Consider the following 25,851-nt stretch of genomic DNA (forward strand, 5'->3'; position numbering starts at 1 on the left):
CCCTCGGCGATCCTTAGACTCGGGGCATGCCGCAGCCATCCCTCGCCGACGCCGTCGAGACTGCCGCTGCCGCCGCTTCCTCCCACGAATCCGAGGCCACGACCTCCGTCGGCACCCGCATCCGCGACCTGCGGCAGGCGCGCGGCATCTCGGCACGCGCCCTCGCGAAGACCCTCGGCATCTCCCCCAGCGCCGTCTCGCAGATCGAGCGCGGCGTGATGCAGCCGAGCGTCTCGCGCCTCATCGCCATCACCGACGCCCTCGGCGTTCCGCTCGTCGCGGCCTTCGACCCGGCATCCGGTCGTTCCGTCGAACCCGCCGGCCCCTCGGGGTTCACCCTGCAGCGCGCGGGCCAGTCGCCCGACATCGTGCTCGACAGCGGGGTGTCGTTCCGCCGGCTCACCCCGGGGTCCTCTCCCGGCGTCGACTACTTCGAGTCGATCTACCCGCCCGGAGCGGCCGCGCACGGCGCCGACGGGCTGTTCCACCACGAGGGGTACGAGGTCGGCACGGTCGTCGCGGGCGAGCTCACCATCGACTTCGAGGCCGAGCGCGTGATCCTGCGCGCCGGCGATGCCATCAGCTACCCCTGCTCGGTCCCCCACCGCCTGCACAACACCGGCGACGTGGATGCCGTGGCGCACTGGCTGATTGTGCACGCCTGACGCAGGGCCCGGCTCACTACCCGCGGCGTCTCGCGTCACCATAACAGGGGAAGACAACCACGACAGGCCGCAACCGGTCGCAACGGCCTGTTCTCATGACATCCCCTGTTCTCGTGACCGCGAACCCCGCCCGGGATGTTGCCCACAGCAACATCGCCGACACATCCCGCTACAGCCGCGTAACGCGCACCGCCTAGCGTGGCGCGTATGCACCTCTCCGACTTCAACGCCGCCGACGATGCCGAAGCCGTCGCCGTCGCCCGCGTCTGGGCCGACGTTCCGGGCTGGGTCGACGCCGTCGTCGCGGGCCGCCCCTACGCGAGCGTCGACGCCCTCGCCGCCTACGCCGGAGACCTCGCCGCCGCGTGGTCGCCTGCCGACCTCGAGGCAGCTCTCCACGCCCACCCCCGTATCGGCGCGAAAGTGTCGGGCGACGGGGCCGAGGCCGCGGCATCACGTCGCGAGCAGGGCTCGATGGCATCCGCCGCCGACGATGACGTGGCGGCCATCGCCGCGGGCAACGCCGCGTACGAGGAGCGGTTCGGTCGCGTCTTCCTCATCCGCGCCGCCGGACGCACGCCGAGCGAGATGCGCGCCGAGCTCGAGCGCCGCCTCGGCAACGATCCCGACGCCGAGACCATCGAGGCCACGCGCCAGCTCGCCGAGATCGCACTGCTACGCCTGCGGACCACCTTCGCCGACGACGCTCCCGCCGAACCCGAGGAGGCCGAATGAGCCACGTCACCACCCACATCCTGGATGCCGTGACCGGCACGCCCGCGGCCGGGGTCGCCGTGTCGCTCGCCCGCCTGAACGGCGCCTCCGTCGCCGAGGGCGTGACCGACGCCGACGGCCGCCTCGCCCTGGGCCCCGAGCGGCTCGACGACGGCGACTACGCGATCACCTTCGCCACCGGCGCGTACTTCCGCGGGCGCGACGTCGCGTCGTTCCACCCCGTGGTCACGGTCGCTTTCACCGTCTCGGGCGAGCCGCACCTGCACGTGCCGCTGCTGCTCAGCCCCTTCGCCTACTCGACCTACCGCGGCAGCTGAGGAGCGATATGAAGGTCATCGTCATCGGCGCGGGCGTCGGCGGAACCTCCGCCGCGCTCGCCCTGCAGAAACTCGGCCACGAGGTCGTCGTCTACGACCGCATGCGCGAGAACAAGCCGGTCGGCGCGGCGCTGTCCCTGTGGTCGAACGGCGTGAAGGTGCTGAACTGGCTCGGCCTCGGGCCGCAGGTGGCCGCCCTCGGCGGCCGCATGGACGACATGGCCTACTACGACGGCCACACCGGCGACGAGATGTGCCGCTTCAGCCTCGCCCCGGTCACCGAACAGACCGGCCAGCGCCCCTACCCCGTCGCCCGCGCCGACCTGCAGCAGCTGATGATGGATGCCGTCGGCTCCGACATCATCCACCTCGGCAAGCAGCTGGTCGAGGTCACCGACGACGGCGAGACCGTCACCGCCGGCTTCGCCGACGGCACCACCGACACGGCCGACCTGCTGATCGGTGCCGACGGGGCCCGCTCGATCGTGCGCGACTACGTCACCGAGCCCACCGGCATCCGTCCCGAGCGCACCTACTCGGGCTACGTCAACTACAACGGCCTCGTCGCGGCCGACGAGCGCATCGGACCACTCGACCAGTGGACGACGTACGTCGGCGACGGCAAGCGCTGCGCCGTGATGCCCGTCGCGGGCGACCGCTTCTACTTCTTCGTCGATGTGCCCGGACCCTCGGGCGTGGTCGAAGACCGGATGACGGCCCTCGAGCGCGCCTTCGGGCCGTGGGGCGCACCGGGCGTGCGGGCGCTGCTCGACGGCATCGACCCCGACGAGTCGCTCAACCGCGTGGAGATCTGGGACATCGACCCCTTCGACACGTGGGTGCGGGGCCGCGTGGCGATCCTCGGGGACGCGGCGCACAACACCGCCCCCGACATCGGGCAGGGCGCCTGCTCCGCCCTCGAAGACAGCTTCGCCCTCGGCCTCGTGTTCGCCACCTCCACCCTCGGCGTCGAGGATTCGCTCAAGCGGTACGAGCGCATCCGCACCGAGCGGGCGGGCGACCTCGTGCTGCGCGCCCGCAAGCGCGCCCATGAGACGCACGCCTTCGACGTCGCCGCGACCCAGGCCTGGTACGACGGCCTGCGCCGGGAGGACGGCACGGGCGTGATCCGCGGGATCGTCGGCAACATCGAGGGCAGTCCGGTCGAGCTCGGTGGGAGCGTGATGCGCTGAGGACCGCTGGCTCCTCGCTCCGCGGGGCACGCCCCCCGGGGGCGTTTCACCCGGGTGAATCTCCCTGGGAGAAGTCGAAGCAAAACCGCGCTCGCCCCGTCAAAGCATTACCCTCGTCGGCGAGAGGGGGCTCTCGTGCCAAGATTCTCCGTCGATCCTGAGGCGCTGCGCACGAGCGCCGCGCGCCTCGAGGATTTGCGCGACGCCGCGGGCTCGTTCACGGAGACGTGTCCGGCCGACATCGGCCACGCGGCCGCAGAGAATGCGATCTCGCGCCTTGCGGTCGACACGGCTGACGCGTGGAGAAGCGCGGTCGAGGACCTCGGTCACCTCGTCGAACGGCTCCGGCAGAGTGCCGACCTGTACGAGAGGACCGATCAAGACCTCGTGGTGCCCGGCGGGACGGTCGAGAGGTGAGCGAACTCGGGCAGACGTCCGACCCGGTCGACCTCATCCCCGGGTCGGTGAGCGGTCTCGACGAGTTCGTATCGCAGTGGCGAGAGCGCGCACGTACTGCGGGAGACATCGCCGCCCAGCTCACAAGACTCCCCTCGCCGGAGGGCTGGGAAGGGGCAGCCGCGGACGGCTTCGCTGCCCGTCTCCCCGACGTGGGCACGCAATGGCAACGGCTGGAGGAGTCACTGACCACGGCAGCCGACGCGCTGGATGAATACGCAACCGTACTCGGGTGGGCACAGCAGAAGGCGGGCGATGCCATCGCCATGTGGCAGGTCGCGCAAGCGCAAACGGCCGCGGGGGTCGAGAGCTACCGGCAGGCAGAACGCCAGGCGGGCGCGACAGGCATCGTCCCCTTCTATACAGACGCCGGCGCAGCAACCCGAAGTGACGCGCAAAGCCTGCTCGCCTACGCCCGGTCCGAGGTTCGAGACGCGGGCGACACCGCCGCGCATGCGATGACCGCGATCACGCCGCCGGAAGCACTCACTTGGGAAGGGGCCGGCGCGCTCTTCTTGGGAGCGCTCGTCGTTCAAGGCCAGATCCACTGGGACACCCTGGCGAATCTGGTGAACGGCACCGCCTCGGTCGGTAATGCCATCTTGCGGAACCCTGACGCACTCCTCGCGCTCCTGGGTGGCGGGGCGATGATGATCGGCGGCGGCGCGACAGCTCTCGGTGGTGGAGGGCTGGCAACGACCGGGGTGGGAAGCGTTCCGGGCGGGGCCGCGGTGGTCGGTGGCCTCGCCGTCGCGGGGACCGGCGGCGCGTTGGCGGCCGCAGGCGCCTCGAAGCTGGCCGGTGAGGCCACAGGCAGCGCCGGTGTCATGCTGATGGAGAAGCAGCCTGGGGCCGATCGGGGCGATGGTCGTGACGACTACGGGCAGTTTGCGCATGGGCAAGGCAACAAGCCGTGGGTGGACAAGGAGAAGCAGGGGCTGGACGAGATCGAGGACGAAATCAACTCATCCGTAGAGCGGAAACGAGTCGCTTCATCAATCGAAGGCAGCATTCAGAAGCGCTATTTTGATGGGTTATACAAGAACCCCGATGGGTCCTACACAGCCGTCGAGGTCAAAAGCGGTTCCGCCTTCGAGAGGTATTCGAGAGGCGAAGGTCAGCAACGGATTTTTGATGAATCGATCTCACCTGACAGTCCCGCTACGGCCACGTTGAACGGAGAGAAGATCTTGATCAGCAGGGTGAGAGTTAAGGAGATGCCGTGATGCGGCCTCATTACTACACCATGGATGGTAGTTCCATGGAATTCGGAAGCGGACTGAGGCCCGCCCGGGATGACATCGCTCACCTCCTCAGCCTGCTCCGCGCAGGAAAGCGATCGACCTTCATTCTTGGCCCTATTCCCGACGGAGTGAAATTCATCGACTACATCCGCAAGGGCGAAAAAACCCGGTACCTGCAATGCGCCGGCACCTCGGAGGCTATGACGATCGAATGGCACAAGGTCGACGACGACGACGACGGTCAAGACCGTCACTACATCGTCGGCCACGGCGGCGACCACTCCGGAGACCCCTCCGTCGATATCCCCTTCTTCGAGGGCACCCGCACGGCGACCGTGTACCCCGATGAGGTCTTCGCACTCGATGAGGCGACCGATATCTTTTTCCATTACTACGAGACCGGCGAGATCCCGTCCGGGTACGAGCTGCGCTGGTACGACCTCACCTGGCCGAAGCCGCAGCCGTGACCATCCGTTTCGACGGCGACAGACACGCACAGCTCGTCGATGCACTCCGCGACACGACCGCGTCCATCGAACGACACCTTGACGACCTCGATGCTGCCGTCGCCGCCGGACGAGCCGAATGGACGGGGGACGCAAGAAACGCCTACGACACGGCCCAGCGACAGTGGTCGGACGCTCTCGATCGGATGAATGCGAGTTTGGCTGATGCGACGTCGGGGATGGATGCGGCGCGTTCCGCGTTCGAGGCCGCAGAGGCGCTGGTGACTCGCCTCTGGACCTGAGCCCGTACATCAACGTCCGCAATAGTGTGAGGGGGAGAATTCGGTGACCGAGCGCCATTACTACACGATGGATCGCAGCTCCATAGAATTTGGAAGCGGGCTGCGGTCAGCCCGGGATGACATCGCTCACCTTCTGATCCTGCTCCGCGCAGGAAAACGATCGACCTTCATTCTTGGGCCTATTCCGGACGGCGTGAAATTTGCCCGCTACATCCGCAAGGGCGAAAACCCGATACCTGCAATGCGCTGGCACCTCCGACGCGATGACGATCGAATGGCACAAGATCGACGACGACGACGGTCAAGACCGTCACTACATCGTCGGCCACGGCGGCGACCACTCCCGGGAGCCCTCCGTAAATATCCCCTTCTTCGACGGCACACGCAAGGCCACCGTGTACCCCGACGAGGTCTTCGCACTCGACGAAGCGACCCATATCTTCTTCCACTATTACGAGACCGGCGAGATTCCGTCCGCGTACGAGCTGCGCTGGTACGACCTCACCTGGCCGAAACCGCAGCCGTCGACAGCACTCTCTTTCCCAATTACCGACTCAGCGCGCAACGGTTAGGGAAGCCCGTATGCTCGCGCTCGCGGCCAGAAAGCCCAGCTGACAGGTGACGTTCTACTACACCGTCGATGCTCGGCGTTCCGGGGAATTCGTGGTGGACGTGAGGCCTCCGAGGGCAACACTGGGGAGGCTGCTGAGCTTAATGATGCCCGGCGAGCGCTCGACGTTTCTCTTGGCACCGATCCCCTCTGGGTACGATTTCCTGACCTATCTGCACAAGCAGGGTGGCAGCCCCGTGTATCTCCAGTGCGCCGGTACCTCCGACGCGATGACGATCGAATGGCACAAGATCGACGACGACGGCCAAGACCGGCACTACATCGTCGGCCACGGCGGCGACCACGCCGGAGACCCCTCCGTCGGTATCCCCTTTTTCGACGGCACCTGCTCGGCGACCGTCTATCCCGACGAGGTCTTCGCACTCGACGAAGCGACCGACATCTTCTTCCGTTACTACGAGACCGGCGAGATCCCGTCCGGCTACGAGCTGCGCTGGTACGACCTCACGTGGCCGAAGCCGCAGCCGTGATCGCACCGGTGTGTCACCGTATGACGCACGACCGCCGGTAGGGGCGGCCCCGCGTGGCACCGTGGATGCGACGTATCCGCACCGCTCACGCCGCCGGGAGGCCCCATGTCCGAGTACTTCGATCGCACCGCCGACAAGACGTACACCAAGGTCTACAAGGCCGAGACACCCGACATCCTGGCCGCGTTCGCCGCGTTCGATCAGGCCGTGTTCGCCCCCGAAGGGCGCGCCATCCCGCTGAAGTACCGCGAGCTCATCGCCCTGGCCGTCGGCATCACGACCCAGTGCGTGTACTGCATCGACGGTCACTCGCAGAACGCCGTCAAAGCCGGCGCCACCGAGGCGGAGCTCGCCGAGGCCGCGTGGGTCGCGACCGCCATCCGCGCGGGCGGTGGCTACGCGCACGGACGCCTGGCGTTCAAGCTCGCCGACGACGCCCGCCCCCACCAGCACTGACCCCGTGACGGACGCGCCGCCGACCCAGGCTGCCGAGACCGGAACACCGCAGCCCGGCCCGCTCGAGACCGAAGCACTCGAGCACATCCGCGCGCTCATCCGCATCGACAGCGTCAACACGGGCGACGCGGCCACAATCGGCGACGGCGAGACGCGCGCCGCGCTCTACGTGAAGAAGCATCTCGACGAGGTCGGCTACGAGACGGTCCTCGTCGAGCCCCGGCCGGGTCGGGCGAGTGTCCTCGCCCGGTTGCCGGGTTCGGATCCGGATGCCGGAGCCCTGGTCGCCCACGCCCACCTCGACGTCGTGCCGGTTGCGGCGGAGGACTGGACGCATCCGCCGTTCGGGGCCGAGATCCACGACGGCCTGCTGTACGGCCGCGGCGCGGTCGACATGAAGGACTTCGCGGGGATGCTGCTCGCGATCGCCCGGGCCTTCCGCCGCGACGGCATCGTGCCGCGACGCGACCTCATCTTCGCGTTCTTCGCCGACGAGGAGGCCGGCGGCGGGTGGGGCGCCCGGTGGATCGTCGAGAACCGCCCCGAACTGTTCGAGGGCGCGACGGAAGCGCTGAGCGAGGTGGGCGGATTCTCGATCCCGCTCCCCGATGACCGCCGCGCCTACCTCGTGGCGACGGCAGAGAAGGGCGTGACCGTCGCGACACTCACCGCCCGCGGATCCGCCGCCCACGGATCGAGGCCGACGAGCGACAACGCCGTAGTCCGTCTCGCCCAGGCCGTCGCGGCGGTCGGTGTGCACCGCTTCCCCGCCGTGCGCACGGCCACGCTCGAACGCTTCCTCGAGGTGTACGGGCAGGCGAGCGGTAAGCCGCTCGACACCGACGATCTCTCGCGCCTCGGGTTCGCGGCATCCGTCATCGACGCGGGCACGCGCAACACAGCGTCGCCCACCGTGCTCGCCGCCGGGGGCAAGATCAACGTCATCCCGGCCGCGGCGAGCGCGACGCTCGACGTCCGCGTGGTCCCCGGGCAGGCCGAAGCGGTCAGAGCGCAGCTCGCGGATGTCGTCGGCGACGACATCGAGGTCGCGTGGGCGCGAGACATCCCGGCCATCGAGTCGCCCGTCGACGCGCCGCTGCTCGACGTGCTTCAGGATGCCGTGACGGCGGAGGACGCGGGCGGAACGGTCGTGCCCTATCTTCTGCCGGCCAGTACCGACAACAAGCACCTGGCCCGACTAGGCATCCGTGGGTACGGGTTCGTCCCGCTGCGGGTGCCCGCCGACTTCGACGTGTACGGGCAGTTCCATGCCGCCGACGAGCGCGTCCCCGTGGACGCGGTGTATTTCGGGACGCGTGTGACGGCGCGGATCCTCCGCGACGCCTGAGGGCGAGGCGGCACTCCTACGACGGGCCCGACAGCGCGCGGGCCGAACTCCTGACAAATCGCCGGTGGCGCACGCGGCTGGCGCGTTGTTTGGGCCCCAGGGTCGGACGTACTCGACTTTCTCCGGAGTTTGGCACGCGCTCGCCTACCGGCAGCACTTCGGCTACGCGCCGAGTCGCACCCCTCAGCCGTAACCCACCGACGCGCGGGCCTTTCTCATATGGCCCCGCGTGGCGTCGTGTTTCGGCCGGTGACCTGTCGTTTCGACGTGTGAAACGACGCCTCGCAGGACCTCCCGAGGGCGATCTAGCGTGTCGGTCACCCCCGGGGCCCCCGCTCCGGCGGGGAATCCGAGGAGCACGCCATGACCACCACCGCGCCGGCACCCACCGCCCGCCCGACGACGACACCGCCCGACGGAAGGGTCGACCTGGGCACCGTCACCGTCGTCCCCACCCGCCACTGGTGGCGATGGATCCTCAGCGCGCTGCTGCTGTTCGTCGTCGCGCAGTTCGCGTGGAGCCTCGTCACCAACGACCGGTACATGTGGGGCACGTTCGCGCAGTACTTCTTCTCGGAGCCCGTGCTGATCGGCATCGGGTACACGCTCTCGCTCACGGCGATCTCGGCCGTCGTCGGCTTCTCGCTGGGCACGCTGCTGGCCCTGGGCCGCTTGTCGGCGTCCCCCCTGCTGAGCGCGGTGGCGTGGGGCTACATCTGGTTCTTCCGCTCGGTGCCCCTCGTCGTGCAGATCATCGTCTGGTACAACCTCGGATACCTCTACCCGACCCTGGGCCTGGGGACGCCGTTCACGACCGACTTCTGGATCGTGGAGTTCCCCACCGTCCAGCTCGTCAGCGCCTTCGCCGCCGCGATCCTGGGCCTGGGTCTGCACCAGGCGGCGTACTCGGCCGAGATCATCCGCGGCGGGCTCGTCTCGGTCGACCCCGGTCAGCACGAGGCGGCCGCGGCGCTCGGCATCCCGGCATCCCGTCGGCTTTTCCGCATCATCCTGCCGCAGGCGATGCGCTCGATCGTCCCGAACGCCACGAACGAGGTCATCGGTCTGGTCAAGGGCGCGTCGGTCGTGTTCGTCATCGCGATCCCCGAGCTGTTCTACGCCGTGCAGGTGATCTACAACCGCAACAGCCGCGTCATCCCACTGCTGCTCGTCGCGGTCGTCTGGTACACCCTCATCACGACGATCCTCAGCGTCGCGCAGTACTACATCGAGCGGTACTACGCCCGGGGATCCGCACGGGCCCTGCCGCCGACGCCGGTGCAGCGGGCGCGCACGTGGGTGAGCGTGCAGTGGGCGCGCTTGGGTGACCCTCCGGCCCCGCCGGGCGGAAGGGATGCCGCGGGCCCGGCGTCCTCACCCAGCGACTCACCGCGTGCAGCCGGTGCCGTCGTGACGTCGAAGGGCGGCCACGCATGACCGCCGCCACCGCCACGAGCGGACTCGTCGAGATCCACAACGTGCATAAGGCGTTCCACGGCGTCGAGGTGCTGAAGGGCATCGACCTCACCGTCCACCCCGGCGAGGTCGTCGCCCTCCTCGGCCCCAGCGGATCGGGCAAGTCGACGCTCCTGCGCACCATAAACCACCTCGAGACGGTGGATGCCGGCTCGGTCACCGTCGACGGGGAGTTCATCGGCTACGAGCTGCGTCACGGCAAGCTCCACGAGTTGCGCGAGCGCGAGATCCTGCAGCGGCGGACGCAGGTGGGGATCGTCTTCCAGAACTTCCACCTGTTCCCGCACCTCACGGCCCTCGAGAACATCACCGAGGCGCCGCTCGCGCTCGCGCGCCTGGGCAAGGAGGATGCCCGTCGTCTCGCCCTCGGTCTACTCGAGAGGGTGGGTCTCGCCGAGAAAGCCGACGCGTACCCGCGCCAGCTGTCGGGCGGCCAGCAACAGCGCGTCGCGATCGCTCGTGCCCTCGCGCTGCAGCCCAAGGTGCTGCTGTTCGACGAGCCGACGAGCGCCCTCGATCCCGAACTCGTCGGCGAGGTGCTCGACGTCATCCGCGGTCTGGCGCAGCTCGGCACGACCCTCGTCATCGTCACGCACGAGATCGGCTTCGCCCGCGAGGTCGCCGACCGCGTGGTGTTCCTCGATCGCGGCCGGATCGTCGAGCAGGGAACGCCCGACGAGGTGCTCTCCCGTCCGCAGCACCCGCGCACCCGCGAGTTCCTCGCGAAAGTGCTCGGCTGACGCCGCGCACCCCGCGGAGGCTTCGACAGGCTCAGCCACCGCTCCCCGACCACACCCCTACCCACACCAGGAGATACAGCATGGCTCTCAGCAAGAAACAGTCCCTCACGATCGGCGCGATCGCCGCTGCGGTGGTCGCCGTCGTCGGCGTCGGCATCGCGGTCGGCATCAACCGCCCGGTCGAAGCCGCTGCGGCGCCCGACCCCTCGGCATCCGCCACGAACGCCCCCGCGGAGTGGGTGCACACCGACGCCGTCCCCGCAGCCGTCGCGGCGCTGAAGGCGAGCGGCTTCACCCCCATCGAGCCGGGCAAGCTGACCGTCGCCGTCGGCGCCTTCGTGCCGCCGCTCAGCTACGTGCCCGAGGGCGAGACGCTGCCGTCGGGAACCGAACCCAACATCGGCTCGCTGATCGCCGAGGGTCTCGGCCTCGAGTACAACCCGGTCGTCGTCGCGTGGGCGGACTGGCCCCTCGGCATCCAGTCGGGAAAGTACGACCTCATCACCGCCAACGTCACCGTGACCGAAGAGCGCAAAGAGCTCTACGACTTCGCGAGCTACCGGCAGGATCTGCTGGGCTTCGCGGTCCGTTCCGACAGCACGATCGACAAGATCGAGACCGCCGATGACATCTCGGGGCTGAAGATCGTGGTCGGCTCGGGCACCAACCAAGAGAAGGTGCTGCTGAACTGGAACGCCGAGCTCGCCGCCGCCGGTAAGGCCCCCGCCGATCTGCAGTACTACGACGACAACGCCGCCGCCACCCTCGCCCTGCTGTCGGGTCGCGTCGATGCGACGTTCGGCCCCAACGCCACCGCGGCATGGGCTGCGCGCGACACGGGCGAGACGAAGGTCGTGGGCGTGGTCCCGGGCGGATACCCGCTCCAGGCCGACATCGCCGCCGGCACCAAGAAGGGCAACGGTCTCGTCGGGCCGGTGCAGATCGTGCTGAACGACCTCATCCAGAGCGGAAAGTACGCCGAGGTGCTGACGGCGTGGAACCTCGACTCCGAGGGCATCTCCACCTCTCAGATCAACCCGCCGGGACTCCCGAAGTCCTGACCCCCGCGCACGGCCCGGTCGTGCCCGACCGGGCCGTGCCGCACGTCCACCGGAGAAGAATGGATGCCATGACCCCCACCCTCACCGTCCGGCTCGTCGACCCGCACGAATACGCGGAGGCGGGCCGGATCACGGCCGAGGCCTACAGCGCCAGCTACGAGGGGCTGTCGGAGGCGTACCTCGCCTCACTCGCCGACGTCGACGGCCGAGTGGCCCAGGGCGAGGTGTGGGTCGCGGTGGACGGCGCCGAGATCGTCGGCACGGTGTGGACGCCCCGTCGCGGAGAGCGCCTGTCCCCCTTGGCCCGGGAGGGGGAGCTCGACTTCCGCCAGCTGGCCGTGGCGCCCGCGGCTCGCGGACGCGGCGTCGGCGAACTGCTCACGCGGCACGTGCTGACGCTCGCGCGAGAGCGAGGGGCGACCCGCGTGGTGATGAACAGCGGCCCCGAGATGCTCGGCGCGCACGCGCTCTACCTCAAGCTGGGCTTCCGCCGGCTGACCGAGCGCGAAGCCCCCGTCGAGGTCGAACCCGGCCGCTGGCTCGACCTGCGCGCTTTCGCATACGACCTCTGACGCCCACCCCTTCCCGCGCCGTTCGGGGCGCGATCCGCGCACCGGGGCGGTCACCGTCCGCCCCGGTGCACCTCTCACGCCCCGAACCACCGGCCCGGGCTCAGCCCGCAGCGAGCGCGGCGAGAGTCCGCCCGACCACGGGCGTGAACTTGAAGCCGTGGCCCGAGAAGCCCGCCCCCACCACGATCGGGCCCATCCGGTCGAGGACGAAGCGAGCATCGACGGTCGAGGTGTAGGTGCAGGTGATCTCGGCGAAGGCCGCGGCATCCACCCCCGGAATCCACTCCGCGGCGTAGCGGACGAGCGCTGCGGTCAGCTCACGGTCGGGAAGGAAGCTGCGGCGGTCCGGGTCGGTCTCGGGGCCTGCGGCGTGCCACCCGGCCTTGACTCCCTGCCCCGGGGTGAGCATGCCGTAGACGGGCGCGAGGAACCACGACGTCGCCGGGTCGGACGCCGCGGGGTGGTGGTTGAAGCCCGGCCAGTGCGGCGCCCCGTCGACGGGGCGGAAATGCGCGGGCTGCTCCTGAGTGACGCGCAGGGCGGGCAGGGTCACCCCGGCCACCCCGCCGAGCGTCTTCGCCGTCCAGGCGCCGGCCGTGCACACGAGGCGTCGAGCGCGCACGCGGCGGCATCCCTCGGCATCCGTCACGCTGAACCGCACGTCGTCGTCGCCGCGCACCTCGATGTCGCTCACGGCGCTGTTCCATCGCATCTGGGCACCGGCCCGTGCCGCGCCCGAGAGGAAGGCGGCGACCGAGGCGTTGGCATCCACTCGCCCCGCACCGGCATTGTGCAGGACCGGTCCGTCGAAGCGGAGACCGGGCCATCGCGCCGCCGCCTCGGAGGGGTCGAGGACCTCGGCCGCGAAACCGCCCGCCGAGATGGCGGCCGAGGTGGCGACGTGATCGACACCGGGGCCGTGCGTCACGATGCCGGTCGTCGTCAGCAACGGCCGATCGGCCTCGGCCTCGAGCTCGCGCCACAGCACCTCGGCGTCGCGCAGCCAGGCGAGATACGACGGCTCGACGTAGGCGACGTTGAAGTTGCGCGAGGCTCCGTGCGAAGCGCCGCGCACGTGTCCGGGCTCGAACTGCTCGAAGACCGCGACTTCTTTCCCTGCGCGCGCGAGATGCCAGGCCGTGGCGGCCCCCATGGCGCCGGCGCCGATGACGGCGACGTCAAGCTGTTCCACGCTCATGCGCCGAGGAGCTTGGCGAAGCACCGCGACCCCGCGAAGCGCGTGTACGGCTCGAAGACCGCGATCGGCGCGTAACCGATGCGCTCGTAGAGCGCGATGGCCTCGGGTTGCCGGTCGCCCGTCTGCAGGATGAGCCGAGACGCCCCGCGGGCGACGGCGAGACGCTCGAGCTCGGTCATCAGCGCACGGCTGGCTCCGCGCCCCCGCGCCCGGGGGTCGACGTACACGCGCTTGACCTCGAGCTCGTCGCCGAGGGCGCGCAGGGCGGCGTGACCGACTGCGCGGCCGTCGGCGTCGAGCACCAGCGCGACCTCCACGACCGTGGCGGGGTCGAGAGCGAAGTCCTCGGCGAGAGCGGCCGCCGTCACCTCGTCGAACGCGGCGAAGACCCCGGCGTAGCGCGGTGAGATCTCGGCATCCATCGCCTCGCGAAGCGCGAGCGCGCGGTGATCGGTCCACGCGACGTTCTCGATGGTCCAGGTCGCGTACAGAGCCGTCATCACGCCAGTATCGCCCGAGGCCCTCGCGCACCGACCCGTCGTGACGGCGGATGACGCCCATCGCCCCTTCCCGTGCACTCGCCAGTACCGTGACGGTGTGACGCGCCCCCTCCGCTCCCTCGGCTTTCTCACCATCGGCCTGTTCGACCGCGAGAACCCGCGTGCCGGGCACGAGACGACCCTGTCGATCATCGCCCGCGGCGAGCGCCTCGGCTTCGACAGCGCGTGGCTGCGCGACCGGCACCTGCAGTACGGCATCTCGTCCCCCGTCGCGGTGCTCGCCGCTGCGTCGCAGCGCACGAGCCGGATCCGGCTGGGCACGGCCGTCATCCCGCTCGGGTGGGAGAACCCCCTGCGCCTCGCCGAGGACCTGGCGACCGTCGACGTGCTCAGCGGGGGGCGCCTCGAACCCGGCTTCTCGGTGGGCCCTCCGCGTCGTCTCGACGAGATCGCCTCCGCCCTCTACCCCGACACCGCCGACCGCGAGGACTTCGGTTACGAGCGCCTTTCGCGCCTGCGCCGCTTCCTCTCCGGGGAGCAGGCCAGCCCGTTCTCGGGGACGGAGGGCATCGAGGAGTACTCCGAACGGGTCGAACCGCACGCGGTGGGGCTGGCCGATCGACTCTGGTACGGCGCGGGCAGCCCGACCTCCACGACCTGGGCGGCCGAGAACGGCTTCCACCTGCTGACCAGCAGCGTCATCCAGTCGACGACCTCGACCGACTTCGACATCGAGCAGCACGCGCAGATCCGGCTCTACCGCGACACGCATACCGACGGCGAGAACGCCCCCGTGTCGCAGGGGCTGGTCGTCGTGCCCACCGACACGGCCACGCCCGAGCAGCGTCGGCGGTACGAGGCCTACGCCGAGTCGCGGCGCAGGCGCGTCGGCATCCCTCAGGGTCCGCGCGGGCTGCTGTTCGCGGAGGACCTCGTCGGCACCTCGGAGCAGATCGCCGAGCGCCTGCTGTCGTCGCGATCGTTTCCCGAGATCGACGAGGTGGCCTTCGCCCTCCCCTTCGACCTCGCTCCCGACGACTACGTGCAGATCCTCGAAGACATCGCGGGGCGGCTCGGGCCGTTGCTGGGCTGGGCGCCGACGGGCGACTGACCGCCCACGGCGAGGGCCGGAGCTGACACGCCCGACCCATACACACTTTTGGTCGATGACCCTCACCCGCGGACAGGCCGCAGGAGTCCCATCGACGAAGAAGGCCCCGTCAGATGACGGGGCCTTGGAACTTCGTATGTCCGCGGGGGGAGGCCGAAGCCCGCAAGTCCCGCGACTAGTGAGCCCTATTCTACATTCGCAAGATGCCTGCTGCCACTCCGCCTGACGAGGTCGAGATCCGCGCGACGCTCAGCGCGCCACGCTCTGGCACTTATATCGCCGCAGCCGGCGGAGACACGGCCAAGGCCGTCGACCTCTACGGCTGGAATGCTCGGGTATCCGCAGCCCTGATGCTCCCCGCGCACTTCGCTGAGATTTCGACACGGAACGCGGCCGCGGCTGTGCTGGAGCGCCTGTACGGTCCGCAGTGGCCTTGGAACCCGACCTTCGCGGCCAGTTTGCCGAACACGGGTCGCTACAACCCGCGACGCGACCTGCTGAACACACGCGGCTCCAATCCGACGACGGGAAAGGTCATCGCAGAACTGAAGTTCGTGTTCTGGCAGAAGCTCTCCACAAGTCGCAACGATGTCCGCCTCTGGGAGCCCCACATCGCGTGGGCGTTCCCGTACGCGTCGCCGATGCCCGCGGCCAGCCTGCGAAATCGCATCTACCAAGATCTCGACGTCCTTCGTCACCTCCGTAACCGACTCGCCCACCACGAGCCCGTCTTCACGCGAAATCTTCTCGATGATCTTGCGCGCACACTCGACCTCATCGAACTGCGCAGCCGCAGCACTTCGGACTGGGTGCGAGCGATGGAAGACGTCACCACGGTCGTAGCCGAGCGCCCGTAGGCCGGCTCGGGTTTCGGGTCAGAAGCCTGCGCATCTGCCGTGATGCGCGCTATCGATGGGGCGCTCAAGACGCCTCAACCCGTGAGGGCGATGTTCCACGCAGGGCGAAGCCCCGGACTCATGCCCCTCCGTGACGCCCCGAGGCGTTGTATGACGTCACGGATTGAGACCCGCCGTGCTCCGGAGAGAGGGTGATCAGCACCTCGACTGACAGAAGGAGCCCCCGATGCCGGACCGCATCCACCTCGCCGTCGCCCTGGACGGTGCCGGCTGGCACCCGGCCGCGTGGCGCGAGCCCACGGCCCGGCCCACCGAGCTGACCTCCGCCGCGTACTGGCGTGAGCTCGCCCGCACGGCCGACGGCGCGGGGCTCGTCCTGGCGACGATCGAGGACGCACTGAGCCTGGGCGGTCGCTCCTTCGAACCGGATGCCGAGACCCGCCGCGACCGCGCCCGCGGCCGTCTCGACGCCGTGCTGTTGGCGTCGTTCCTGGCCCCGGCCACGCGCCGGATCGGTCTCGTCCCCACGGCGACCACGGCTCACCCCGAGCCCTTCCATCTCGCCACCGGCCTGCAGACGCTCGACCACGTGAGTCGCGGCCGTGCCGGCGTCCGGCTCGTGGCGGGTTCCACTGCGGCGGAGCGTTCGAACTTCGGGCGCCGAACCGACGGACCCACGGGGCTCCCGGCATCCGGTCGCGTCGAAGACGACCCCGCCCTGCTCGCCGCGTTCCGCGAGGCCGGAGACGTCGCCGACGTCGTGCGCCTGCTCGCCGACTCGTGGGAGGACGAGGCGATCGTGCGCGACCTCGAGTCGGGGAAGTTCCTCGATCGCGAGCGCGTGCACAACGTCGCCTTCGACGGCGAGTTCTTCTCGATCACGGGCGCCTCGATCGTGCCGCGCTCTCCGCAGGGCCCACCCCTCATCACCGCGCTCGCGCACCAGACGGTGCCCTATCGGTTCGCCGCGGAGCACGCCGATCTCGTCTTCATCACCCCCGCGGACGCCGCCGCGGTCAGCGGCATCCGGGACGAGCTCGACGTCGTCGTCCGCGAGGAGCCCCTCCGCGTCTTCGCCGACCTGCTCGTACTGGTGGAGCAGACGCGCGAGAAGGCCGCCGCCGTCTGGAGCCGCCTGCAGGAGCGCGCCCCGCTCGCCACCGATGCCCGCGTGGTCGTGGGCACCCCCGACGACGTGGTCGACGAGATCGCGGCCCTGGCCGCCGCGGGCGTCGACGGGATCCGCCTGCGCCCCGCCCGCCTGCCGGCCGACCTCGACGCGATCGCCGACCGGGTCGTGCCGCGCGCGGCGTCCGCCGGCATCCTGTTCACCGACGACGGCTCTGCCACCCTGCGCGAGCGCCTCGGGCTCCCCCGCCTCGCCAGTCGATACGCCCGTCAGGAGGTCGGCGCATGACCCGCCGTCAGATCCATCTCGCCGCGCACTTCCCGGGCGTGAACAACACCACCGTGTGGACCGACCCCGCGGCCGGCAGCCAGATCGACTTCTCGTCGTTCGAGCACTTCGCCCGCACGGCCGAGCGCGGTTTCTTCGACTACCTCTTCCTCGCCGAGGGCCTGCGGCTGCGCGAACACCGCGGGCAGCTGCACGACCTCGACGTGGCGGGCCGGCCGAACACGCTCGCGATCCTCACCGCCCTGGCCGCGGTGACCGAGCACATCGGCCTCGTCGGCACGCTCAACACGACCTTCAACGAGCCGTACGAACTCGCGCGCCAACTCGGCACGCTCGACCTGCTGTCGAACGGGCGGGCGGGGTGGAACGCCGTGACGAGCTCCGACGCGTTCCACGGGGCGAACTTCCGCCGCGGCGGCTACCTCGACCACGCCGACCGGTACGTGCGAGCCTCGGAGTTCGCGGCGCTGTCGAAGGCGCTGTGGGCATCGTGGGGCGACGACGCCATCGTGGCGGATGCCGAGACGGGTCGGTTCCTGCGCGACGACGCCATCGCTCGGGTGCGGCACGAGAGCCGCCTGTTCGACGTCGACGCCGTGTTCGACGTGCCGCGCTCCCCGCAGGGGCGGCCCGTGATCGTGCAGGCCGGGGACTCCCCCGACGGCCGCGACTTCGCCACCGCCCACGCCGACGTCATCTTCTCGCTGCACACCGCCTTCGACGACGCGCAGCAGTTCTATCGCGACGTGAAGGGGCGCCTGGCGGCGAACGGCCGCGACGAGGACTCGCTGAAGATCCTGCCCGCGGCGACCTTCGTGCTCGGCGACACCGCCGACGAGGCCCGCGAGCGCTCGCGCGAGATCGCCCTCGCCCAGGTGCGCCCGCAGACCGCGATCACCTACCTCGAGCAGATCTGGAACCGCGACCTCAGCGGGTACGACGCCGACGGGCCGCTGCCCGACCTCGAGCCCGACACGGGGGTCGAGACGGCGCAGGGCTTCGCCGGGCGGCACGCCGCGATCCGCGCCCGGGTCGGTCAGCTGCGCGAGCAGGCGAGGGCCGAGAACCTCAGCATCCGCGAGCTCGTCATCCGCCTGACCGCGAAGCACACCTTCGTCGGCACGCCGGAGCACGTGGCATCCGAGATCGACCGCTACGTGCAGGAGCGCGCGACCGACGGGTTCACCGTGGTCGGACACGTCACCCCGCACGGCCTCGACGAGTTCGTCGACAAGGTGGTGCCCCTGCTGCAGGAGCGCGGGTCGTACCGCCGCTCGTACGACGAGGGGGCGACGCTGCACGACCTGCTGGGTCTCCCGCCGGTTCACGCGGGCGTCGGGCCGCGATGACCGACCTCGTGATCGTCGGGGCGGGGCCTCGTGCGGTCATGCTCGTCGAGCGGCTGCTCGCCCGACGCTCCCCGGTGCCGCTGCGCATCACCCTCGTCGACCCGTACCCGCCGGGGGCGGGCCGCATCTGGCGACGCGAGCAGTCGCCGCTGCTCAAGCTCAACTCGATGGCACGCGACGTGACCGTCTTCACCGACGAGTCCTGCACGATCTCGGGACCGATCCGCTCGGGCCCCTCGCTCATCGAGTGGGCCGAGCGGGTACGCGCGGGAACGCTCCCCGACGTGACGATCGACGATCCCGAGCTGCGTTTCGAGCTGCAGGGCCTGCGCCCGGACTCCTTTCCCACGCGGCGTCTGCAGAGCGCCTACCTCGACTGGTTCTGGCGTCGCACGGTCGCCATCGCCCCGCCCGGGGTCGAGGTGCGGTGGCACGAGGGCGTCGTGCAATGGGTCGACGACACCGCCGACGGGTACGAGGTCGCCCTCGCCGACGGCATCCGCCTGTCCGCCGACGTGCTCGTCTACGCGATGGGGCACAACGCGCGCGAGCCCGAGGGCGAGGCGGTGTCGTTGCGCGAAGCCGCTGCGAGCGCCGGGCTGACCTACCTCCCCCCGGCGTTCACCGCCGACGCCGACCTCAGCGTGCTCGCCCCCGGCGACGACGTGATCGTCCGGGGGATGGGCCTGGCCGCGGTCGACGCCGTGGTGCTGCTGACCGCGGGTCGGGGCGGACGCTTCGTCACCGATACGACCGGCAACCTGCGCTACGAGCCGTCGGGCCTCGAGCCGCGCCTGCACCTCGGCTCCCGCCGGGGGGTGCCCTACCGCTCGAAGGTGTCGTCGCGGTTGCAGGGCGAAACACCCGTGCGCGAGATCCTGACCCCGGCCGCGGTCGCCGAGCTACTCGCGCGACCGGGCACCGTCGACTTCCTCGACGACGTCTGGCCCCTCATCGCGCGCGAGCTCGTGTGGGGGCACTACCGCGAGCTCTTCACGGGCCACCCCGAACGCGTGACGACGACGTGGGAGGTGTTCCGAGAGACCCTTCGGGAGGTGGATGCCGACACCTCGGCGCTCCGGCTGGCCGCCGCCGAGGTGGTCCCCGACCCCCTCGACCGCTTCGACCTGCGCACGCTCGACGTGCCGTTGGGCGATGAGACGTTCAGCGGCGCCCTAGACGTGCACGAGCGGGTGCGCCGGCACATCGTCGACGACCTGCAGCTGCGCACGAGCCAGGACCGCAGCGCCGCTCAGGCGCTGTTCCTGACGATCCTGTCGTCGTTCCTCGGGCTCGCCGACATCCCGACCGAGCGGTGGAGCGCCCGCTCGCGCGCTGTCGATCTGCCCGTGACCTGGCACGCGTTCTTCAGCTACGTCGCCTCGGGGCCGCCGGCGCACCGGCTGGAGGAGTTCCTCGCCCTGGCTGAGGCCGGGATCGTGCGGTTTCTCGGACCCGACATCTCGGTGCGCGTCGAGGCCGAACGAGGCTTCGTGGCGTCGTCGCCGCGGACCGCGGGCGAGGTGAGCGCTCGCGCGCTCCTCGACGCGTGGCTCCCCGCCGCGACCGCGTCGGCGAGCGAGAACCCGGTGCTGCGCGAGCTCGCGAGTCGCCACGGACGCGAAGTGCACGTCTCGGACGAGTCGTTCACCGGCTCGCTCGGGCGCATCGACGTCGACGCCGACGGTCGCGTGATCGGTCGCGACGGGCAGCCCCGTGCGGCGATGTTCGCGATCGGTCCCTTCACCTCGTCGATGGAGGCCGGGGCCTTCACTCGCCCCCGCTCCGATGCCCTGTCGCTGCGACAGACCGATCGGATCGCCGGTGCCGTCTCCGTCGCCCTCGCGGCGCGGGCCCGAGCCGGCGTGCGCTGACGCGCCGCGGAATGCGAAGCGGTCGACGCTGTTGTCTTACGTGCGCCCCGTCGCACCTCCCCCAGAACGGATGCCCATGACCACCACCTCCGCCCTCCCGCTCCCCGTCCCGCACGCCGACGCCACGGTGCTCGACAAAGCGGCGTGGCATTCGCTCGCGGGACCGCACGCGCATTTCGCGGTCGGCGGCGATCTGGTCAAGCGCTACCCCGAAGACGTCGCCCCCTTCGTGGCCGTGCGCACGTGGGACGACCCGGACGTGTGGGACGCCCTCCGCGAGCTCGTCGGACCCGGCGCCGACGTGGGGCTCTCCGGCTTCGAGGGCGAGATCCCCGCGGACTGGCAATGGGTCGGCGGCGGCGAGGGAGTCCAGCTCGTCGAGACCGACACCCTGCGCACCCGCCCCGACGACGAGGCCGTCGAGCTGAGTGCGGCTGATGCGGCCGAGATGATCGACATCGTCGCGCGCAATCAGCCCGGCCCGTTCCGGCCCCGCACCTACGAGCTCGGTCGGTACATCGGCATCCGTCGCGACGGACGTCTCGTGGCGATGGCCGGCGAACGCCTGCACCCCACGGGCTGGACCGAGATCAGCGCCGTGGCCGTCGACGCCGACCACCGTCGCCAGGGCCTCGCCTCGCGGCTGGTGCTCGACGTCGCCTTCCACATCCAGCAGCGCGGGGATCGCGCGATGATGCACGCCGCCGCCGCCAACGTCGGCGCGATCGCCGCCTACGAGCGCCTGGGCTTCGCGTTGCGACGCCGCAACAAGTTCGCGGCGGTGCGCACGCCCGCGTGAGTCGGGATCGGCCCTCCGGGGCCGTCGTGGTTCACCGACGTGCACCCCGCCGCTGGCCGGGACGTCGACGTTCAGTTCGCTCGGGCGCCCCGTCGATCAGCGCGCGAAGCGCCGCGTCAGACGTGGAAGACCGAGTGCAGGTCGCCGCCGAGCGCCTCGCGGCCGCCCAGGCCGTCGATCTCGAGCAGCGTCGCGATACCGACGACCTCGCTGCCCACGGCCTCGAGCAGCTCGCGGCCCGCGCCGAGGGTTCCACCGGTGGCGAGAACGTCGTCGAGCAGGAGCACGCGAGCGCCGGCTGCGGCGTCGTCGTGCATCTCGATCCGCGCCGAGCCGTACTCGAGGTCGTACGAGACACTCGCCGCGGGGCGGGGCAGCTTGCCGGCCTTGCGGATGGGCATGAGGCCCACGTTCGCGACGATGGCGGCGGCCCCGGCGAGCAGGAACCCGCGAGCCTCGACTCCGGCGACGGCGTCGAAGCGTCCGGCGAAGGGCTCGATCAGGGCCTCGACGACGACGCGCAAGGCCGCGGCGTCGGCGAGCAGCGGCGTGATGTCGCGGAACACGATCCCGGGCTTCGGATAGTCGGGGATGCTCGTGATGAGCGATTCAGCGCGGGCAAGGTCGGAGGCGTCGGGCACCGCCCCAGCCTAATCGCGGCGCCCGCGAGGCGGGGCTCGCCGGGGCGGGCTCGCCGGCGCGAGCGCACGGCGGGCGCTCGCCCGATGCATCGAGTGTCCAAGACACCCGGACATTTCGAGATTTCGTCCGGGTGTTCTGGACACTCGAACAGTTTTCACGCCCCCAGGCGCGGGCCGCCCGGGCCTCGGCCAGAACCACCCTCACCCCCCCCCGGCTACGCCCGGCGGGATTCACCCGCCGCCCACTTGACCACGATGCAAGCGCTTCCACTAACGTGGACACCATGACTTTCACGCAGGAAGAGGCGCAGGCCGACCTCGTCTCCGCGCCCGGCTCCGAGTGGTGGCGCACCGCCGTCATCTACCAGATCTACCCCCGCTCGTTCGCCGACGCGTCGGGTGACGGCCTCGGCGATCTGCCCGGCGTCACCGCGCACCTCGACGACTTGAAAGACCTGGGGGTGGATGCCATCTGGCTCAGCCCCTTCCAGACCTCGCCGCAGAAGGACGCGGGGTACGACGTCGCCGACTACCGCGACGTCGACCCGATCTTCGGCACCCTGGCTGACTTCGACGCGATGCTCGCGGGTGCGCACGTGCGCGGCATCCGGGTCATCGTCGACCTCGTGCCGAACCACTCCAGCGATCAGCACGTGTGGTTCCAAGAGGCCCTGAAGGCCGCCCCCGGCAGCCCCGAGCGGGCGCGGTACATCTTCCGCGCCGGCAAGGGCGAGAACGGCGAACTGCCCCCGAACAACTGGGAGAGCGTCTTCGGCGGCGGCATGTGGAAGCGCATCACCGAGGCAGACGGCACCCCCGGCCAGTGGTACCTGCACATCTTCGACGAGAGCCAGCCCGACTTCGACTGGACCAATGAAGAGGTGCGTGCGGAGTTCCGCGACATCCTGCGCTTCTGGCTCGATCGCGGAGTCGACGGCTTCCGCGTCGACGTCGCGCACGGCCTCATCAAGGCCGAGGGCCTGCCCGACTTCACGCCCGACCCCGAGGGCGGCTCGATGGGCGGCGACGCCGAAGAAGTGCCCTACTGGGGTCAGCCCGGCGTGCACGATGTGTGGCGCGAATGGCACGAGGTGCTCGCCGCGTACGACGGCGACCGCGCCCTGTGCGCCGAGGCGTGGCTGCCGACCGTCGAGCAGACCGCCCTGTGGGTGCGTCCCGACGAGATGCACCAGGCGTTCAACTTCCACTACCTCGAGACGAAGTGGGATGCCGCCGCCCTCCGCGACGTGATCGGTGAGTCGCTCGCACAGTACGGCGCGGTCGGCGCCCCGAGCACCTGGGTCCTGTCGAACCACGACGTCGTGCGCCACGCCTCGCGTCTCGCACTGACGGCCGAGAACCCGCAGGGTGCCGGCATCGGCCCGAAGTCCCCCGGCCAGCCCGACCCCGTGAAGGGGCTGCGCCGTGCGCGCGCGGCGACGTCGATGATGCTCGCACTCCCCGGTTCGTCGTACCTGTACCAGGGCGAGGAGCTCGGCCTTCCCGAGGTCATCGATCTGCCCGACGACGCGCGCCAGGACCCCACGTGGTTCCGCACGAACGGCGAGCGGTACGGTCGCGACGGCTGCCGCGTGCCGATTCCGTGGAGCGCCGACGCCCCCGCCTACGGCTTCAACACCACGGGCGAGTCGTGGCTGCCCCAGCCGGCCGAGTGGGCCGAGCTCGCGCGCGACGCGCAGGTCGACGACCCGGCCTCGACGCTGACGCTGTACCGGTCGCTCCTCGCCGAACGTCGTGACCGCAATCTCGGCGCGGGCCACCTGGAGTGGCTCGACGAGTACGGCGACGACGTCGTGGCGTTCCGCAACGGTTCGCTGCTCGTGGTCGCGAACCTCGGCGACGAGACGGTGGAGCTTCCCGCGGGCGAGGTGCTCATCGCGAGCGGCCCCCTCGACGGCGAGCGCCTGCCGACCGACACGACCGTCTGGATCGCGGCGGCGTAGGCCGCGGCATCCATCGATCGATCGCGAGACCGTGGCCGGTATCGACGACGTCGCCCGCGCGGCGGGGGTGTCGACGGCCACGGTCTCGCGTGCGTTGAGCGGGCGCGGGCCCGTCTCGAGCGCGACGCGCGACCGCGTCATCGCTGCGGCCGACCGGCTCGGCTACGTCGTGTCGGCGGCCGCGTCGAGCCTGGCGACCGGACGAGCGCGGGCGGTGGGGGTGGTCGTGCCGTTCCTCGACCGCTGGTTCTTCAGCACGGTGCTCGCGGGCATCTCCGACGCCCTCGTCCGCGAGGGCTACGACATCACCCTCTACAGCGTGAGCATCGACCCACTCGAGCGTCGCCGCGTGTTCGACGACCACCTGCGTCGCCGCCGCATCGACGCGGTCATTACCATCGCCCTCGAACTGGATGCCGAGGAGTCGGCCTCACTGCGGGGTCTGGGAGTTCCCATCGTCGCGATCGCGGGCCCGAACCCGCTGCTCACCACCCTGACGGTCGACGACCTCGCCGTGGGACGCCTGGCGACGGATCACCTGCTCGCTCTCGGCCACCGCCGCCTCGCGCACATCGGGGCGGACCCCGTCACCGCCGCGGGCTCGACGGTGCCGGGACTGCGCCGCCGAGGGTTTCTCGAGCGGCTGGCAGCAGCGGGCATCGCCCACACTGTGGTCGAGCCCGCCGACTTCACGATCGAGGGCGGCTCCGCCGCGGCAACCCGCGCCCTGACCGCCGAGAACCCGCCGACCGCGCTGTTCGCCGCGTCGGACGAGATGGCGATCGGGGCGATCCTCGCCGCGCGCGAGCTCGGCCTGCGCGTTCCCGAAGACGTGTCGATCGTCGGGGTGGACGGCCACGAACTCGGCCGTTGGTTCTCGCTGACCACCGTGGATCAATTCGCTCGGGGTCAGGGCGAGCGCGCGGCCGAGGCCGTGCTGGTGGCGCTCGACGGCGCCGAGCCGGGCCGTGGCCTCGGCACCCTGCCGTTCGAGCTGGTCGACCGCGGGTCGACGGCGGCGCCGAGGCGCTGAGGCGTCGGCCGGGATACGCGAGCGCGACGCTGGAGGTTTCCGAGCTCGAGCGGGACCCGCGGATGCCGCTCACCCCACCGCCGCGGCGCTGATCGACCTCATGCGGGTCGCGGCAGCCGTGGTCGCCGTCGTCGCGCTCGTCCGGGGTGGCCGCGATCGCTCGAGCATGAGCCGCGCCGCCCGCGCTGCGGCCTATGGGTCGGATGGGGTTCCGCTGACCCACCGCACTGACCTAGGGTCGGCTGTGCGGTGCGAGTAGCGCGTACGGTCGGGTTCATTGCCTGCCTCGACTGATGTGCGCCGTAGGCGCTGCAGGGGTGGGGTGTCGAACCGCAAGGGGTCCGGCATCCCGCCGCTCTTGCCCCTGCCGCCCCCGCGACCCTCCGCCCCGCGATGCCCTCGGGGAGTCAGCCGGCGTCGACGGGACTGCCGCCGAGATCATCCCGCGCGTCCGCCGCCGACTCCGCGACGTGCTCGATCGACTTCCGCTGCAGAAACGCGCAGAGATCGGCGGCGTGCAGAAGCTCGCGGCAGAGGTCTTGAACGGACTGGGGCGAGAGTTCTGTGATCTCGGGCTGGGCCTCGAAGGTGACGCGCCAGTCCGGGGCACCTACGGCGATCGGGGCGAGATACACCGATGTCGTCGCGTTCGCCAGGGGAAAGATCACCAGCCCGCTGTCGATGCCGTCGACGGGCTCCTGATCCGCTACGAACGCGATCCGGCCGCCGCCGGCACCGCTTGCGGCGTACTCATCCAGCCACGCCTGCAAGGTGGCTTTCGTACGAAACGGCACCGGCTACCTCTGATTTCTCGACGACCCGGCGTTCCCCTGAACCGGCCGTAGGACATTGTAAACACAGTCCATCAAGTCGCCGTCGTTCCGGCTGAGCGCGACGGGCGAGAGGGAGGAGCGCACCCTTGCCTCGCGCGGGCATCCCGCCCCGTCGGAACGAAGGTCATCTTCTGAGCTCCTTGGAACGTGCGAGCCGCTTCAC

The 25,851-nt window shown here is 70.4% G+C and carries 28 protein-coding genes; 24 read left to right on the plus strand and 4 right to left on the minus strand.

Annotation, left to right across the window (positions count from 1 at the left end):
• Nucleotides 1–26: 26 nt before the first annotated feature.
• From AB6V29_RS13220 to AB6V29_RS13295, 16 genes are all read left to right on the plus strand, one after another.
• A complete protein-coding gene (locus AB6V29_RS13220; RefSeq protein WP_141378441.1) occupies nucleotides 27–665 on the plus strand; it encodes a helix-turn-helix domain-containing protein in 639 nt (212 codons plus the stop codon).
• 207 nt (nucleotides 666–872) lie between these two features.
• Nucleotides 873–1,400, plus strand: coding sequence for a 2-oxo-4-hydroxy-4-carboxy-5-ureidoimidazoline decarboxylase (gene uraD, locus AB6V29_RS13225; RefSeq protein WP_369359178.1), 528 nt, complete (start codon nucleotides 873–875; stop codon nucleotides 1,398–1,400).
• Nucleotides 1,397–1,717 carry a hydroxyisourate hydrolase gene (uraH, locus tag AB6V29_RS13230; RefSeq protein ID WP_322476379.1) on the plus strand — a complete coding sequence of 107 codons (321 nt, stop codon included), beginning with the start codon at nucleotides 1,397–1,399 and terminating at the stop codon, nucleotides 1,715–1,717. The genes uraD and uraH overlap by 4 nt, the downstream gene beginning before the upstream one ends.
• Before the next feature lie 8 nt (nucleotides 1,718–1,725).
• Nucleotides 1,726–2,910: an FAD-dependent urate hydroxylase HpxO gene (hpxO, locus tag AB6V29_RS13235; RefSeq protein ID WP_369359181.1), complete on the plus strand. Its 1,185-nt coding sequence runs from the start codon at nucleotides 1,726–1,728 to the stop codon at nucleotides 2,908–2,910.
• A gap of 135 nt (nucleotides 2,911–3,045) precedes the next feature.
• Nucleotides 3,046–3,327 carry a hypothetical protein gene (locus AB6V29_RS13240; protein WP_210072566.1) on the plus strand — a complete coding sequence of 94 codons (282 nt, stop codon included), beginning with the start codon at nucleotides 3,046–3,048 and terminating at the stop codon, nucleotides 3,325–3,327.
• Nucleotides 3,324–4,592, plus strand: a complete 1,269-nt coding sequence (locus AB6V29_RS13245) for a WXG100 family type VII secretion target (protein WP_369359183.1) — start codon at nucleotides 3,324–3,326, stop codon at nucleotides 4,590–4,592. The genes AB6V29_RS13240 and AB6V29_RS13245 overlap by 4 nt, the downstream gene beginning before the upstream one ends.
• 35 nt (nucleotides 4,593–4,627) lie before the next feature.
• Entirely contained in the window at nucleotides 4,628–5,077 is a 450-nt protein-coding gene (locus AB6V29_RS13250; protein ID WP_369359185.1) for a hypothetical protein, read from the plus strand.
• A complete protein-coding gene (locus AB6V29_RS13255; RefSeq protein ID WP_210072569.1) occupies nucleotides 5,074–5,358 on the plus strand; it encodes a WXG100 family type VII secretion target in 285 nt (94 codons plus the stop codon). The genes AB6V29_RS13250 and AB6V29_RS13255 overlap by 4 nt, the downstream gene beginning before the upstream one ends.
• A 263-nt stretch (nucleotides 5,359–5,621) precedes the next feature.
• Nucleotides 5,622–5,930 (plus strand): hypothetical protein, encoded by a 309-nt coding sequence (locus AB6V29_RS13260; RefSeq protein ID WP_210072570.1) that lies wholly within the window; start codon nucleotides 5,622–5,624, stop codon nucleotides 5,928–5,930.
• Nucleotides 5,931–5,976: 46 nt separating this feature from the next.
• Entirely contained in the window at nucleotides 5,977–6,459 is a 483-nt protein-coding gene (locus tag AB6V29_RS13265; RefSeq protein ID WP_369359187.1) for a hypothetical protein, read from the plus strand.
• Nucleotides 6,460–6,564: 105 nt separating this feature from the next.
• A complete protein-coding gene (locus AB6V29_RS13270) occupies nucleotides 6,565–6,915 on the plus strand; it encodes a carboxymuconolactone decarboxylase family protein (protein WP_055959812.1) in 351 nt (116 codons plus the stop codon).
• Between the two features lie 4 nt (nucleotides 6,916–6,919).
• Complete coding sequence (locus AB6V29_RS13275) at nucleotides 6,920–8,263, plus strand: M20/M25/M40 family metallo-hydrolase (RefSeq protein WP_369359190.1); 1,344 nt, start codon at nucleotides 6,920–6,922, stop codon at nucleotides 8,261–8,263.
• A gap of 363 nt (nucleotides 8,264–8,626) precedes the next feature.
• Nucleotides 8,627–9,700, plus strand: a complete 1,074-nt coding sequence (locus AB6V29_RS13280) for an amino acid ABC transporter permease (RefSeq protein ID WP_267789064.1) — start codon at nucleotides 8,627–8,629, stop codon at nucleotides 9,698–9,700.
• Nucleotides 9,697–10,479: an amino acid ABC transporter ATP-binding protein gene (locus tag AB6V29_RS13285; RefSeq protein ID WP_267789063.1), complete on the plus strand. Its 783-nt coding sequence runs from the start codon at nucleotides 9,697–9,699 to the stop codon at nucleotides 10,477–10,479. The genes AB6V29_RS13280 and AB6V29_RS13285 overlap by 4 nt, the downstream gene beginning before the upstream one ends.
• 80 nt (nucleotides 10,480–10,559) lie before the next feature.
• On the plus strand, nucleotides 10,560–11,540 hold the full coding sequence (locus AB6V29_RS13290; protein ID WP_267789062.1) for an ABC transporter substrate-binding protein: 981 nt from the start codon (nucleotides 10,560–10,562) through the stop codon (nucleotides 11,538–11,540).
• 68 nt (nucleotides 11,541–11,608) lie between these two features.
• Complete coding sequence (locus tag AB6V29_RS13295; RefSeq protein WP_094735529.1) at nucleotides 11,609–12,112, plus strand: GNAT family N-acetyltransferase; 504 nt, start codon at nucleotides 11,609–11,611, stop codon at nucleotides 12,110–12,112.
• Between the two features lie 100 nt (nucleotides 12,113–12,212).
• Here the strand turns inward: AB6V29_RS13295 and AB6V29_RS13300 are convergent, their stop codons facing one another.
• Nucleotides 12,213–13,310: an FAD-dependent oxidoreductase gene (locus tag AB6V29_RS13300; protein ID WP_369359194.1), complete on the minus strand. Its 1,098-nt coding sequence runs from the start codon at nucleotides 13,308–13,310 to the stop codon at nucleotides 12,213–12,215.
• Complete coding sequence (locus tag AB6V29_RS13305; RefSeq protein ID WP_267789059.1) at nucleotides 13,307–13,810, minus strand: GNAT family N-acetyltransferase; 504 nt, start codon at nucleotides 13,808–13,810, stop codon at nucleotides 13,307–13,309. The genes AB6V29_RS13300 and AB6V29_RS13305 overlap by 4 nt, the downstream gene beginning before the upstream one ends.
• Before the next feature lie 97 nt (nucleotides 13,811–13,907).
• Between AB6V29_RS13305 and AB6V29_RS13310 the strand changes: the two genes are divergently transcribed.
• The 6 genes from AB6V29_RS13310 (at nucleotide 13,908) to AB6V29_RS13335 (ending at nucleotide 21,217) form a co-directional block, all read left to right on the plus strand.
• On the plus strand, nucleotides 13,908–14,921 hold the full coding sequence (locus tag AB6V29_RS13310) for an LLM class flavin-dependent oxidoreductase (RefSeq protein WP_369359197.1): 1,014 nt from the start codon (nucleotides 13,908–13,910) through the stop codon (nucleotides 14,919–14,921).
• 203 nt (nucleotides 14,922–15,124) lie between these two features.
• The gene (locus AB6V29_RS13315) at nucleotides 15,125–15,778 is read left to right on the plus strand and encodes a hypothetical protein (protein WP_369359199.1); all 654 of its coding nucleotides are present in this window, start codon (nucleotides 15,125–15,127) and stop codon (nucleotides 15,776–15,778) included.
• A gap of 226 nt (nucleotides 15,779–16,004) precedes the next feature.
• Nucleotides 16,005–17,195, plus strand: coding sequence for an LLM class flavin-dependent oxidoreductase (locus AB6V29_RS13320; protein ID WP_369359201.1), 1,191 nt, complete (start codon nucleotides 16,005–16,007; stop codon nucleotides 17,193–17,195).
• Entirely contained in the window at nucleotides 17,192–18,544 is a 1,353-nt protein-coding gene (locus AB6V29_RS13325) for an NtaA/DmoA family FMN-dependent monooxygenase (protein WP_369359203.1), read from the plus strand. Before AB6V29_RS13320 ends, AB6V29_RS13325 begins: the two co-directional genes overlap by 4 nt.
• Nucleotides 18,541–20,418: an FAD/NAD(P)-binding protein gene (locus AB6V29_RS13330; RefSeq protein ID WP_369359205.1), complete on the plus strand. Its 1,878-nt coding sequence runs from the start codon at nucleotides 18,541–18,543 to the stop codon at nucleotides 20,416–20,418. Before AB6V29_RS13325 ends, AB6V29_RS13330 begins: the two co-directional genes overlap by 4 nt.
• Nucleotides 20,419–20,494: 76 nt before the next feature.
• Complete coding sequence (locus AB6V29_RS13335) at nucleotides 20,495–21,217, plus strand: GNAT family N-acetyltransferase (protein ID WP_369359206.1); 723 nt, start codon at nucleotides 20,495–20,497, stop codon at nucleotides 21,215–21,217.
• 116 nt (nucleotides 21,218–21,333) lie between these two features.
• Here AB6V29_RS13335 and AB6V29_RS13340 read toward each other — a convergent pair whose 3' ends face one another.
• The gene (locus tag AB6V29_RS13340) at nucleotides 21,334–21,858 is read right to left on the minus strand and encodes an adenine phosphoribosyltransferase (protein WP_267789050.1); all 525 of its coding nucleotides are present in this window, start codon (nucleotides 21,856–21,858) and stop codon (nucleotides 21,334–21,336) included.
• A 284-nt stretch (nucleotides 21,859–22,142) separates the two neighbouring features.
• On the opposite strand from AB6V29_RS13340, the gene AB6V29_RS13345 reads away from it, so the two are divergent.
• Together AB6V29_RS13345 and AB6V29_RS13350 are read left to right on the plus strand one after the other, a co-directional pair.
• Nucleotides 22,143–23,822, plus strand: a complete 1,680-nt coding sequence (locus tag AB6V29_RS13345) for a glycoside hydrolase family 13 protein (protein WP_369359209.1) — start codon at nucleotides 22,143–22,145, stop codon at nucleotides 23,820–23,822.
• Between the two features lie 31 nt (nucleotides 23,823–23,853).
• The gene (locus AB6V29_RS13350; RefSeq protein WP_369359211.1) at nucleotides 23,854–24,855 is read left to right on the plus strand and encodes a LacI family DNA-binding transcriptional regulator; all 1,002 of its coding nucleotides are present in this window, start codon (nucleotides 23,854–23,856) and stop codon (nucleotides 24,853–24,855) included.
• A gap of 407 nt (nucleotides 24,856–25,262) precedes the next feature.
• Here AB6V29_RS13350 and AB6V29_RS13355 read toward each other — a convergent pair whose 3' ends face one another.
• On the minus strand, nucleotides 25,263–25,649 hold the full coding sequence (locus AB6V29_RS13355; RefSeq protein ID WP_369359214.1) for a hypothetical protein: 387 nt from the start codon (nucleotides 25,647–25,649) through the stop codon (nucleotides 25,263–25,265).
• Nucleotides 25,650–25,851 lie beyond the last annotated feature (202 nt).

The organism is Microbacterium sp. 20-116, from assembly GCF_041079415.1.
Taxonomy (GTDB): Bacteria; Actinomycetota; Actinomycetes; order Actinomycetales; family Microbacteriaceae; genus Microbacterium.